Here is a 13,225-nt window from a genome sequence, read left to right as displayed (position 1 = left end):
GGCTTTGGAAAAATCAGTCAAGTTCACCGCTTTCTGACATCAAAATCGCCAGCGGTCGTGTAGAATGGATTTGCGACAAGATGATCATCACCACGGCAGTCAACGGTATCGCCAATATGGTGCCTGCCAGACCCCACATCGCGGTCCAGATCGTCAGCGAAAACAGCACCATAAACCCGCTCAGGTTCACCGAATTTCCGACCAGGCGGGGTTCAAGGAAGTTTCCGACAAACAGCTGAGCGGCCATGAGCGCGATCAGCGCGACACCGGCGTGCCAGATGCCGCCGAATTGCACGAGGCTCAGCATGACGGGAAACAGAACGCCAACAATGGAACCCAGGTATGGGATATAGTTCAAAAGGCCGATCAATATGGCCCAGAACATTGCGAACTCGATGCCAAGCAACAACATGATCACATATGAGATCACAGCCAAAATGACGTTGATCAGGGTCTTTGCGCTTAGGTAGCTGCCGATTTTCTGGTTTATCTGGGCGACAATTTGCAGCGACCGGTCAGCTGTTTCAGCATCACCCAAAGCCTTTCTAACTTTTTCCGGCATATCGTCCAGATCGGACAGGATGAACACAATATAAAGGATTGTCATTAACATGACCGTCCCGAAACCCTGCACTGTGGAAAGCGTCCCCTGCACAAAACCCAAAACATCGAACTTGCCAGCAATCGTCTGCTCGATCGTGGACCAGTCTGGCAGTTTTTTGACACCCAAAATCGCCATTGCCGAGTCAACCAGCGCTTTTAGGTTGGTTTGGTAACGCGGGATATTCTGGGCGACCGCTTGCGCGTTTGCCTCAAGAAAAACCCCTATCAGAATCAGCGTTAGAAATATGGCAAGCAGTGCAAGTAAACGGCGCCCGCGGCGTGGAATGTGGCGCAACCCCGGAACACGGCCGATTGTCGAGGCGGTCGAGTCCAGAATGTATATTCCGATAATGCCCAAAAGCACCGGAAGAAAAATGCTCTTGCCCAGCACCAGCAGCCAGCCGATGACAACAGCGACGATCAGGCCAGATGCAAGTTTTGTCACATTAAACTGCAGCATATCTTCGCTTTCGGTCGAACGTGTGGGTCCTTTTGTGCCGGGTTCTAGGCTTATATTCAACGTCTTTCACGCAATCTGAGCGCCCCGAGCGCAGTGACGGCTACCCGGTGCTGGAGGCGTTTCGCGACCACCGGCAAAACACTGCGCGATTGACATCCATTCGGCAGAAACCGGCCCTTCCACCTTTAGAGATGTATCTGCGATGTTGCGGGTTTGGGCCGAGACTTGCGCAAACTCTACCGCAGGTCCTGTTATCCGATTGTCCCCCGGTTCACCGAACTCCCATAAGGCTCCGGAAGGTGCGGTCAGTTCAAGTCGCGGCATCGCCTCGGGCACAGGTTTGCCGTTGACCTGATAAGCCCAACCAAAGGTATTCACACCCAGAATGACGATGTTCTTGACTCGGTCCTGTTCGACGCGCTCGACACCAAGAACGTCAAAAATCTCTTGCCCGTGTGCCCAAGTCTCCATCTGGCGGGCCGTGATCGACGAGCGTACAGACATATCCGGACCGGCCCATTTCACCCGGTGCTTGGGATCGAGATCGGCCCAACGTGTGCCAATATCTGTGTAAAGTGTCCGCCAAGCATCGCGCAGCTCGTTCCCACGCAGCAAAATCGCTTCGTTCTCGGCTGCGCGCAGCCCTTCGGCATTGGCTTTGACAAACAATGCGCCAATGCGCGCAGCAAATGCGTCGGGGTCCTGAAGCGACAAATCGGCCATCTGGTTCCAATAGTGCAGATGCACCAGAACATCGTTCAGCGTCCATCCCTTGAACTGGGTTTGGTTTTCCCATTGGTCGCCCGAAATATCGGCTAGAATGGCAAACAATGCCTGGCTTTCTTGCAAAAAATCCATTGCCTGTTGCACTGCTTGTTCCCTCGATTTTGTGTTTGCCTGTTCGATGTCCCCGGATGCAGTGCCTGAGCGGCGGTAGCCGACACACACCCAATTCTACCTATGTTTCGTCAATCTCGATCATAACATCCCCCGCCGCCACCTGTTGTCCGATCTCAACGTGTACAGAGGTCACGACGCCCGCAACGGCGGCAGTGATTTGGTGCTGCATCTTCATGGCTTCGAGAACGGCCAGACAGTCGCCATTCGAAACGCTTTGACCAGGTCTTGCCGCCACCTCGACCAGGGCACCCGGCATGGGGGCGGTGACGCGACCGCTAGCGATCGTTCCCGCATCCAATGCACCGGGACGCAGGCGTCGAAACGTCCGGCGCTCGGCGCCGATGGCGATCTGGGCCGTGTCCCGGGTTATGTGTGCGGTGGCGTCGACGGTGTTGTCATTTATGCGTGCCCGGACCTTCCCGCTGCTGCGCTTGATGAACGAGACATCATACGCGTTGCCCTCAACCCATACGGTCCATCCTTCGGGGCGGGCGAGTGCGCGCGTTTGTATCTCTTCGTCAACATAGGCAAGCGTCACGGCGAACGGCGGCAACGCCGCGCTAGACCAACCCAACTGTTCGGCGGATACGTAGCCCGACGCCGCCCTTGCGCGGGATTGATCCGCATCCAACAACAGCGCAGCCGCCAAGGCGATGTCCGGCGCAGTTACCCGGTACGCAAGAAAGCCCCGGGGGTAGGTCCGATCCAAAAATGTTGTCGTTGCATCACCAGCAATGAAATCTCTGTGCTGCAGCACATCTGCAAGAAACCGCGAATTTGTCACCGTTCCCAGCAAAATAGATTCGTTCACAGCCTTGATCAGCCGCGCACGTGCCGTTTCGCGGGTTGGACCATGCGCAATGATCTTTGCAAGCATGGCGTCATAGAAAGGCGATACCTCCTGCCCTTGTTGAATGCCGGAGTCCACACGCACTCCGGGTCCAGTCGCAGCCTGCCAGAAATCAATTGGACCGGTTGCCGGTAGATATCCGTTAGCGGGGTCTTCGGCATAAAGCCGCGCCTCAATGGCGTGGCCGTTCATGGTGACGTCTTCCTGAGAGATCGGAAGGGCGTCACCCTGCGCGACAGCGATCTGTAGCGCCACTAGGTCGATGCCAGTGACCATCTCGGTGACAGGATGCTCAACCTGCAGTCGGGTGTTCATTTCAAGGAAATAGAAAACGCCGGACGGTTCCAATAGGAACTCCACGGTTCCGGCGCCGCGATAGTTCACCGCACGGGCCGCCTCAATCGCCACGGCTCCCATTTTTTCGCGCAATTCTGGCGTCATGGCGGGGCTTGGGGCTTCTTCGATGACTTTTTGGTGGCGACGCTGAATCGAGCATTCCCTTTCGCCCAGATGAATTACGTTCCCGTACCCATCGACAAAAATCTGAAATTCGATATGGCGCGCATCACCGATCGCTTTCTCAAGGATCAATTTGCCGGATCCAAAAGCGTTCTCGGCCTCGGATCTGGCAAGCGCAATCGCCTCAGAAAGAGCGTCGGCGGATTGGACCACGCGCATTCCGCGACCACCGCCACCAGCTGCGGCTTTAACCATAATAGGAAAGCCGATCTTGTCCGCTTCTGTGACCAGAGCGGCATCCGATTGATCATCGCCTTCATACCCCGGAACGCAGGGAACGCCCGCGCCGATCATCAGGCGTTTGGCGACGGCCTTGTCGCCCATCAGCCTGATCGCTTCGGGATCGGGTCCGATAAAAGTCAGACCCGCGGTCTCGACTGCCGCTGAAAAACCCGCATTTTCGGACAAAAACCCATAGCCCGGGTGAATTGCCCCTGCCCCGGCTTTCTGAGCGGCAGCAATGGTCTTTTCTGCGTTCAGATAGCTATCACCAACCGGCCCTTCACCGATCCAAACCGCCTCATCAGCAAGTTCGACATGGGGTGCCCGCGCGTCAGCGGTTGTATAAACGGCCACCGTGCGCAGCCCAAGCGACCGGGCGGTTCGGATGATACGCGCGGCGATTTCCCCACGATTGGCAACAAGAAGCGTGTCGAATGTCATGCCTCAGCCTCTGCTATCTGTCTTGGATGTGGATTTGGTGAGTAATGCAGTATGATCAAAACCTGTGCACCCCGTACGAGCTGGGTTTGACCGTTCGCGCGCGACCCTCAAGGCAGGTTTCAAGGCAAAAACCCAGCACGCGCCGCGTGTCGCGGGGGTCAATGACGCCATGATCGATACACCGGCCCGAGGTATAAAACGCATTTTCCTGTCGTGTGAAATGCGCTGTGATCGCTGCCTTCTGCGCAGACAGTTTGGCTTCGTCGGGGTCGATCCCTTTGCGTTTGAACCCTGCGCGCGCGACCAGTTCCATCGTCCCGGCGGCTTGCTCGCCGCCCATCACGCCCGTTGCCGCATTGGGCCAGGCGAACAGGAAGTCCGGGTCATAGGCGTAGCCGCACATCCCGTAATTGCCCGCCCCGAAACTTGCCCCGACATAGAGCGTGATCTTGGGCACATCGACAGATGTAACGGCCTGAATCATCTTGGCCCCATGTTTGATCATGCCGCTTTGTTCATATTGGGTGCCGACCATGAAACCTGTGATATTGTTCAGAAAGATAAGGGGAGTGTCAGCCTGACCACATAGCTGAATAAACTGCGCGGCTTTGTTCGCGCCTGCAGGGTCCAGTGGCCCGTTGTTTCCAAGAATGCCCACAGCGATACCATTGATTGTGGCCTGCAAACAGACAGTCGCTGAGCAATAGTCGGGTTTGAAATCCTCAAAATCCGAGCCATCCACAATGCGGGCCACGACCTCGCGAACGTCATAGGGAACGCGATAATCGGTTGGAACAAGGCCTGCGATCTCATCCGTATCATATTTCGGAGGCTGCACGTCTTTGCAGCGACGCACAGGCAAGGATTTGTTCCAATCCAGCCGGGCCATCACGTTCCGGGCCATTTCGATACCGTGCGCATCATCCTCGGCCAGATAGTCGACCAGCCCGGATGTGGTGGCATGCATCTCGGACCCGCCCAGATCGCGGTCATTGGCCTTTTCGCCCGTCGCCGCGTGAACCAAGGCTGCACCGGCCAATGCGGCCATACCATTGTTCTTCACGCCGACAACATAGTCTGCAAGGCCTGGCATATAAGCCCCACCGGCGGTTGACGGGCCATGCAGTACCGCGATGTTGGGCAGGCCAGCGGCCGAATGGCGGGCCAGATTGCGGAACAGTTTGCCGCCATTGGCCCAGAATTCGACCTTGTACTCCATAAGATTTGCACCGGCGCTTTCGACAAGATGCACAAAAGGCAGGTTCTGTTTCAAAGCCATGTCTTGCGCACTCAGGAAGGCCGCAGCTGACATCTCGACCATCGCGCCGGCCTTGATCCCTGCATCGTCGACGATGATCATGCAGCGCACGCCCGAGATGAAACCGATGCCAATAACCAATGACGCGCCCGGAACCGATTGATCAGGATCGTCTGTATCGACGCAGTAACCCGCCAACCCGTGCAGCTGCAAAAAAGGCATTCCAGGATCCAACAGTTGGGTCAAACGGTCACGGGGTGTGATCTGCCCCCGGGCCTCCATCCGTTCACGCCGTTTCTCTGACAGGGCGACAGGACGTGCTTCAAGCGCGCGCATCTCGTCGACAAGAGCCAGCATATCGGCTCGGTTCTTGGCAAAGCTGCCAGAATCGCGGACGACTTTACTGACAAAACCCATCAGATTTCTCCTCGCTCGGTGTATGAGGATAACTCTGCAGGAATCCTGATCGGTGTGGCCAGCAATATCTGGGCATAACTCTTGCCTTGCGCGTCGTTGCGCAACGAGGCTACGCCACCGCCACCCAGCGCATTGTGCAGCAGAATGTTCATGGAATGCATTCCTGGAAGAAAGAACCGTTCGACCCTGCCAGATAGGTAGTTAGAAAAAACATCTGCCAGCGTCGCTTCGGTCAGCGCGGCCCAAATGTAGGGCAAAAAGGTAGCATGACGTACAATGACCCCAATGTTTGCGGTGTCGCCTTTGTCCCCAGATCTAGCACAGGCCAAATCTTCCAAAGGGCATGTGATCCACTCGGTCACCTTTTCATCGGCTATTTCCGGGGCTTTTGCCGGGACAGGTTCCGGGTCTTGAGTGGGCGTTTTTGGCGGATTGTATGCGATATCGTCCCCATCCATCGTTACGCAATAGGTCAGCGTGTCGTTTGGCACCAAGAAGGAAAACAGGGCAACGACTGGCGAGGGTTTTGGCCGTCCTCCTCCGGTAAAGATGTGCAACCCCGGCGGTGCGGCCAGTGCGCACCCGGTCATCTCACGCAGGAATACGCCAACCGCGCGGGGGTCGTCGTGTTTCACGGCTGCCTTGAACGAGATCTCTTCGTAATCGCCGTCGCCAGGCCGACCTCCGAAGGTTTCAAACGACACCTCGCGATAGTCGGGAGAACCGATCTGGTGGAGGACAGCGCGCGCACGATCCAACCCCGCTTGGGCAAAAGCCTTCGCCTTTTGTCGTGCCTCACGCCCGTTGATCAGAATCGTAATGCCCGCGCGATAGCCATCCGCCCAGGTGGCGGACACTTTGAGCTGCCCGGTCGGCGCGCGGCCTTTTGCACCCAAAACGGTTACATGGTCTGGCTCGGAGTGCTTAATCCTGACATTGGAAAAGTCGCAAATCACGTCAGGCAGAATATAGGACTGCGGGTCGCCGATCTCATACAGCATCTGCTCGCAGACCGAAGCCGGGGTCACACATCCAGCTGTGCCCTGCGGCTTGGTCAGGACCAGCCCGCCATCGGCGTTTACCTCGACAATTGGATAGCCGATCTTGGCGATGTCGCCTGCCAATTTCCAGTCCGTGAAATTGCCTCCGGTGGCTTGCGGACCACATTCTATCAAATGCCCTGCAAGCGACCCGGCAGCCAATAAGTCGTGGTCTTCGGGCCGCCATCCAAAATGATACATGCACGCCGCTAAAGTCAGAGCGCTGTCGACGCAGCGGCCTGTGATGACGATATCAGCACCGCCGTGCAGCGCCACCAATATCGGCCCAGCCCCAATATAAGCATTCACCGAGGCGATCTTTTCGATCGGTGGCATCGGCGCACCGGAAAACATCTCAGTCCGATCGACAAACTCAGCCACACGCGGCAGCAGGTCGTCGCCTTCGACCACTGCAACTTTCAAGTTCAATCCCAACTCTGCAGATTTGCGACGTAATTCATCAGCACAGGCAACTGGGTTGACCCCGCCTGCATTTGACAAGACCTTGACGCCTTGCTCGGCGATTTGGGTTAAATTGTTGGCCATAACGTCAGAGACGAAATCCACCGCATATCCCTTTTGGGGGTCTTTAAGACGGGCGCGGGCCATGATCGACATGGTGATTTCGGCGAGGTAATCGTAGACCAGAAAATCGAGCCCCGGGGCACGCAGCAATTGCTGTGTCGCATGAGGGGCATCCCCCCAAAAACCACTTGCTCCTCCGATCCGCAGAGAATGTGTCACGCCACGTCTCTCCCGCTTGGGTGCGATCCGCAGTTTACAGACCGACTGTTCTGTTTTTATGATTTACTGACCACCTTGGTCAACGAAGATTTACCACTGCGACGCGACGGAAGATGACGGAATCGATGCCAAAAAAACCTTCAGTCCAGGATCAAAGGTCCCGAGATATGCAGGCCAAAATCAGCAATGCGACGGTCACTTGTCTGGATCAGCTTGGGTATGCCGAGACCACTTTTGCCAAAGTACAAGCCAAGGCGGGTATCTCACGCGGGGCAATAACGCATCACTTCCCCACGAAGCAGGCATTGGTCGCAGCGACCGCGATGCGACTATTGGGCAATGCGCAAAACCCGCTCTGGCCACATGATCGCGCGCCTCAGCCCGTCTATGACCTGATTATGTCTGCCTGGGCCAATATCGTAAATTCCGCAGGTGGGCGCGCCATAGTCGAGATTCTGGTTGCTTGCCGAACCGATCCGGAACTGTTCGGCATGCTTGAACAGAGCCTGAGAGACTGGGACAAGTCGAACCTCACCCTGATCTCCGCCCGGTATGTCAGCGCAACGGGTGACCGTAACGACACTGAATTGTTGTGGAGCATCGCCCGGAATTTCCTGCGTGGTTTGTTGTTGCATGAGAAATTCGTTTCATCGCCAGAATACCTTACGCAGATGATGGATCGCTTCGCACGCATGATGGAAAGCCAGCTTCAGGTATTGCCCGAAAATGACGTTGAGGAGGTCAAATGACCCTGCCATCCCCTTTCATGGCCCCTGAACGCGAAGCTTTCCGCGGAAATTTCCAGCGTTTTGTCGATGCCGAAATCAAACCTCATATTGAGCAATGGGAGGCGGATCGCAGCGTCCCGTGGGAGCTGCATGCCGCAATTGCTGAGTTCGGCGTATTTGGCTTTGGGATCGATGAGGAATACGGCGGTCTAGGTTTCGACAACGCCTTTATGCGCCATGATTATAGTGAAATCCTGTTCGGCTGTGGGGCATCCGGTATCGGAGCCGCCGTTGGGGGACGTACGATTTCCATCAGCCCAATTGCGAAATTTGCTTCCGAGGAGTTCAAACAGAAAGTGCTGCCCGAGATCATCTCGGGGCGCATGATGTCGGCCCTTGGGATCACCGAACCAGGCGCAGGGTCGGACGTTGCCAATATTCAAACAAGTGCCGAGCGCAAAGGCGGCCGATGGATTCTGAACGGGGAAAAGACCTATATCACCGGGGGTATGGATGCCGAATGGTTTGTGATCGGCGCCCGCACTGGCGGCCCGGGCCTGACCGGTATCTCATTGTTTTTGGTCCCTCATGACGCGCCCGGGTTCAGCCGCACGCCGTTGGGTGGCAAGATGGGTTGGCACAGTTCACAGCAAGCGACGCTGCATTTCGATGATTGCGAGCTGGATTCTACTGCCCTGTTGGGGCCTGAGAACAGGGGCTTTATCGCAATCATGAACAACTTTAACTTTGAACGGCTTGGCCTGACATCCGCTTCGTTGGGTATGATGAAACTATGCTACGATAGTGCCCTGGACTGGGCACGGGAACGCAAGACATTCGGCAGGCGACTGGTCGAACATCAGGTCATTGGCCACAAGTTTGCAGAAATGTCTGCCCGGATTGATATGAATGAGGCATATATCGAACGGATCTGCTGGGCAATTGAACAGGGCCTGATGCCAGTCGCCGAAATTGCAAAGGCCAAGGTTCAGGCCACGACGTCACTGCAATTTGTTGCTTCCGAAGCGATGCAGATCTTTGGCGGTGCCGCATACATGCTGGGCAATCCGGTCGAGCGGATCTGGCGCGAAATCAAAATAATGGCAATTGGCGGCGGATCCGAAGAGATAATGCGCGACCTGGCCGTGCGCCAGATGGGATTGGCCGGGCAATAGTGGCGGCGTTGTGGGTCCGCAAGCGCGTGCTATGGACGTGAAGAGATCGCTGAAAGGCCGAAATTAACCAAATTCTTTGGTCAGCAATTGCCGAAAATGATCAATGCACAATTGCGCAATCATTTTTGACAACCTAAGTTGCGCCAAACTCATCACGCGAGGGAATTATGGATATTTGGTTCTATGTGGGGCTTGGCTTGTTGTTATGGGCTATCAGAGACTTGGTGTTTGGTTCGACCTACTTGTGGGAACGGGTAACCCGCGCTGAAAATCCGGGAACCTACTGGGTTTGCGTTTTGGTTTGGCTTGTCGTTGCATTGGCTATTTTAGCCACGTCACCAACGACCTACTACCTGTTCTCCTGACTGCGCGTTCCGAAATGCAGGCCATGTAACCTGCATTTCCAAATCATAGAGGCCGGTGTTTTCACTATGGATGCAGTCACCTAATCGTTCGCTTGGCGAGCGGACCCGACTGTTCAAACGTCAAAATCCAGTCGGCTGTCCCGTACGAAACGTTGGTCATTGCCTGAAAGCCGGCAAAGGCGGTCCGGACGGGAAAATTCTCTGAAATGGTATGGTGCGGGTGGAGGGACTTGAACCCCCACGCCTTGCGGCGCCAGAACCTAAATCTGGTGCGTCTACCAATTTCGCCACACCCGCAACCCAGGCACTCGGTGCCGGAATGTCGGGGTGAATAGCAAAGCTTGCCACGGAGTGCGAGAGGGAAAATTGAGTTGTGCGCAAGATTATTGATGACATCGGCGCAACATGCTTCTGAACTGACCGTCGTGCACATATGGTGTCTGCCGGACGCTGCCGCTAAGCGGGATGCGGGATATTCTCATGTGTTGCTGTTCGCGGCAGGAAAGCAGCCTGATTTTTGGCGTTCTACGAGTAGAGAGAAAAGATTACTTGGGCAAGTTTGACTAATTTTATTGTTTTGTATTTAGCAACACTCAGGTCCCTTTGGTGAGAAGAAGAAAACTATCTTACGTTGAGTAAAATGCCCCTCATCTAAGGGCGGGCTATGATGAGAACCCAAAGACGAATGCAACATACATATATTTTACAGACGTCCTCTGGGTAGATTTGGTGTCAGGTTGATTTCAAAAGATAGAGTAATTACTGTTTATGAACAGTGCTCTAGACGCACTACCAAAAATACAACACGTGCGCATCGTTGCAAGTTTTCTGCTCTTGAATGCTGCTAACGATAAATGGCGCTGTTCACATTGACGCCGAAAATACGCCCGTAGGTTGTGGTTGAAAAATGTTACCAAACACAATTGCGCCACAATTCAAACGCCAAAAAATCTTATTCGCGTCAAAATAAGAACGCCTTGAAAGTCACTTATGAGCAGTAGGAGTTAATGAGTCTTTTTTGCCTTCGGGCGCTGTACGAGTTTTTTCGCTCAACTCCAGTACAAGGGTCTGAAACGTGACCAATATGATGAACTCCGCTGCTGCCGAGCAAGAAGCCGTTGGCCTTGCGCGTGAAAGTTTTCTTGGTGAACTCAAATCCCTGAACCGCGACCATCCAAACACCGGGTTTGGCGTTTCGTTGCGCACCCGCTCCGGGCGGCGATATTTGCTAGCCAACTCGCGTATGCCGCTGCCCGAAACCAAATCCGAGGGCTTTCCGACCGGGCGTCGTCTTGCCCGCCTTGAAAACAGCGAGCGATTTAGCTCGATCGAAGTTCTGGCGGATTGCCACACCTTCGAATCGATTTCGCCGGGGGCCGAAGCTGCGATCCTGGGCAATGCCCTGAATCTGATCGCCCGAATCGACACCATGACCAGCACGCCGACAGACACGTTGGCCGCGACAGGAACCGGAGGCTGAACATGGCGCGCAACGACCATCTTTTGTCAGTTGGCAATGAGGCACTGACGCCCATGACGTCAGCGATGAACTCGCTGACCGCACAGATTGATCAACTGACAGAGGTGGCGGATGCACGTTCGTCCGCACGTCTTGCCACGCTCAAGACGCGGATGGAGAATTTCTCGGCCAGCGTTACAATGGTCGGGCAGGTCAAGGCTGGTAAGTCCTCGATCGTGAACATCCTGGCCGGGCGCCCTGCCCTGCTTCCATCGGATGTAAACCCGTGGACATCGGTGGTGACCACGTTGAACATCAACACCCGCACCGAAGGCGACAAACGCGCCAAGTTTACCTTCTTTGAACAGGAAGAATGGGACAATCTGATGGTCGGCGGCGGCCGCCTGGGTGAGTTGGCAAACCGCGCCGGAGCCGATGACGAGATGGATGACATTCGCCGCCAAATCGGCGAGATGAAGGCTAAATCCGAATCCAGATTGGGCCAGCATTTCGACCTGATTCTGGGGCAGAGCCATCAATATGATTACTTCGACGAAGAGCTGATCCAGCGCTATGTCTGTCTGGGTGACGAAGATGACCCGGACATCAACCCCAAGACCGGGCGGTTCGCCGATGTGACGAAGTCGGCAGAGCTGTATATGGATATCCCGCAATACCCGATTGCGCTCAAACTGTGCGACACGCCGGGTGTCAACGATACCTTTATGGTCCGCGAACAGATCACCCTGCGCAGCTTGCGCGGATCTGAGGTCTGCGTTGTTGTTCTGGCTGCCAGCCAGGCGCTGACGACAATGGACATGGCGCTGATGCGCATTATCGCGCAATTCGAAAACCGGCAGATCATCCTGTTTGTGAACCGAATTGACGAATTGGCGGATCCGGTCAATCAGGTGCCGGAAATCCGCGACCGCATTCAGGATACACTCAAACAGAACAATATCGACGCCAATACCAGTGTTGTCTTTGGCAGCGCCTTGTGGGCCGAGGCCGCGTTGACGGGCAACCCTGAGATTCTTTCCGATGAATCCCGCGAGGCGTTGAACACGTTCTATCTGGCCGCCGGTTTTGGCGATCAGGCACCCTCGCTCGACAAGATTTGGGCACTGTCCGGCTTGCCCGATTTGCTGTTGGCCATGAACGAACGCATCGCCGAAGGCGCAGGCACCCGGTTGCTGGATCGCGTCCGTCACCGCGCCCGCAATATCGCCAGTCAAATCCGCGCCACGGCCGTTGCCAAGACCCTTTCGGGCGGCGAAGGCCTTGTGCGTGATTTGGACGGGGTATCGCCAGAGGAAGCGATTGCCACACTCTCGGATCAATATGAAAAGAAAGCGGCCGAATTGACCGCATCCCTGCGTGCGAAGGTGTTGGAGCGACTGAATTCAGCGGAATCGAACTTTGTCAAACGTGCAACGGATTCGCTGATTGCCCACCTTGAGCTGAACGGCGAACAAGGCACATGGCAGTATGACCCAGCGGGGCTGCGCACCTTGCAAAAGGCCGCATATTTCAGCTTTGCGCGGTCGATGCGCAAAGAAGCAAGTGCGCTGTACAATACGGCGGCCGCAGATATTGAGACGCTTTATCAGAAGATACTGGGCAACCACCTGGGTGAGTTCAGTATCGAAGCGCCCATTGTTCCGCGTGTCCCACCCCCACTCGGAATTGGGCGAACAATCGCTTTGGACTTGCAAAGCACCTGGTGGCGTCGCTGGTGGCAGCGCCGCAAAGGGTTCGAAGCTTATGCAGCCGACTATACGCGCCTGATCGCGTCCGAGGCGAATTCGATCACCAAGGATATCGAGGAAAATCAGGTCGCAGCCGTATTGGAAAACGTACGTGCCGTCCTGTCGGATTTCATGCGCGAGCAGAAAGAGACGTTGCTTAGCATTTCGGCCTCGGCCGAGAATGACCCAAGCCGCAACGCAGCTCTGATGGCAGGACTGACACCACAGAAATCGCGTGACGATATTCTGGGCGACATCCTGAAAGATCTTAGTAACGAGGCAGCATAAGTAGCGAT

At 55.4% G+C, this 13,225-nt stretch carries 9 protein-coding genes and 1 tRNA gene; 4 read left to right on the top strand and 6 right to left on the bottom strand.

Annotation, left to right across the window (positions count from 1 at the left end; translation table 11 throughout):
- Positions 1–13: 13 nt before the first annotated feature.
- From AC2FFH_RS10260 to AC2FFH_RS10240, 5 genes are all read right to left on the bottom strand, one after another.
- Positions 14–1,048 (bottom strand): AI-2E family transporter, encoded by a 1,035-nt coding sequence (locus tag AC2FFH_RS10260; protein ID WP_496724686.1) that lies wholly within the window; start codon positions 1,046–1,048, stop codon positions 14–16.
- Positions 1,049–1,129: 81 nt separating this feature from the next.
- Complete coding sequence (locus AC2FFH_RS10255; RefSeq protein WP_496844351.1) at positions 1,130–1,921, bottom strand: TIGR03084 family metal-binding protein; 792 nt, start codon at positions 1,919–1,921, stop codon at positions 1,130–1,132.
- Positions 1,922–2,021: 100 nt separating this feature from the next.
- The gene (locus tag AC2FFH_RS10250) at positions 2,022–3,995 is read right to left on the bottom strand and encodes an acetyl/propionyl/methylcrotonyl-CoA carboxylase subunit alpha (RefSeq protein ID WP_496844350.1); all 1,974 of its coding nucleotides are present in this window, start codon (positions 3,993–3,995) and stop codon (positions 2,022–2,024) included.
- 55 nt (positions 3,996–4,050) lie between these two features.
- Positions 4,051–5,670, bottom strand: a complete 1,620-nt coding sequence (locus tag AC2FFH_RS10245) for an acyl-CoA carboxylase subunit beta (RefSeq protein ID WP_496766437.1) — start codon at positions 5,668–5,670, stop codon at positions 4,051–4,053.
- The gene (locus AC2FFH_RS10240; RefSeq protein WP_496844348.1) at positions 5,670–7,454 is read right to left on the bottom strand and encodes an acyclic terpene utilization AtuA family protein; all 1,785 of its coding nucleotides are present in this window, start codon (positions 7,452–7,454) and stop codon (positions 5,670–5,672) included. Before AC2FFH_RS10240 ends, AC2FFH_RS10245 begins: the two co-directional genes overlap by 1 nt.
- Before the next feature lie 167 nt (positions 7,455–7,621).
- Here AC2FFH_RS10240 and AC2FFH_RS10235 point away from each other — a divergent pair, with 167 nt between their 5' ends.
- Together AC2FFH_RS10235 and AC2FFH_RS10230 are read left to right on the top strand one after the other, a co-directional pair.
- Complete coding sequence (locus AC2FFH_RS10235) at positions 7,622–8,203, top strand: TetR/AcrR family transcriptional regulator (protein WP_496766433.1); 582 nt, start codon at positions 7,622–7,624, stop codon at positions 8,201–8,203.
- Positions 8,200–9,357 (top strand): acyl-CoA dehydrogenase family protein, encoded by a 1,158-nt coding sequence (locus AC2FFH_RS10230; RefSeq protein ID WP_496766431.1) that lies wholly within the window; start codon positions 8,200–8,202, stop codon positions 9,355–9,357. Before AC2FFH_RS10235 ends, AC2FFH_RS10230 begins: the two co-directional genes overlap by 4 nt.
- Positions 9,358–9,934: 577 nt before the next feature.
- On the opposite strand, the gene AC2FFH_RS10225 is transcribed toward AC2FFH_RS10230, so the two are convergent.
- Positions 9,935–10,019 (bottom strand) — tRNA-Leu (locus AC2FFH_RS10225).
- Between the two features lie 787 nt (positions 10,020–10,806).
- Between AC2FFH_RS10225 and AC2FFH_RS10220 the strand changes: the two genes are divergently transcribed.
- Both AC2FFH_RS10220 and AC2FFH_RS10215 read left to right on the top strand, forming a co-directional pair.
- Positions 10,807–11,202, top strand: a complete 396-nt coding sequence (locus AC2FFH_RS10220; RefSeq protein WP_174822482.1) for a hypothetical protein — start codon at positions 10,807–10,809, stop codon at positions 11,200–11,202.
- Positions 11,203–11,204: 2 nt separating this feature from the next.
- Entirely contained in the window at positions 11,205–13,217 is a 2,013-nt protein-coding gene (locus AC2FFH_RS10215) for a dynamin family protein (protein ID WP_496766429.1), read from the top strand.
- Positions 13,218–13,225 lie beyond the last annotated feature (8 nt).

The sequence above is a fragment of the Ruegeria sp. YTSC003 genome (genome assembly GCF_059609785.1).
The sequence above is the reverse complement of the archived record's forward strand: the minus strand, read 5'-3'. Positions and strand labels throughout refer to the sequence as shown.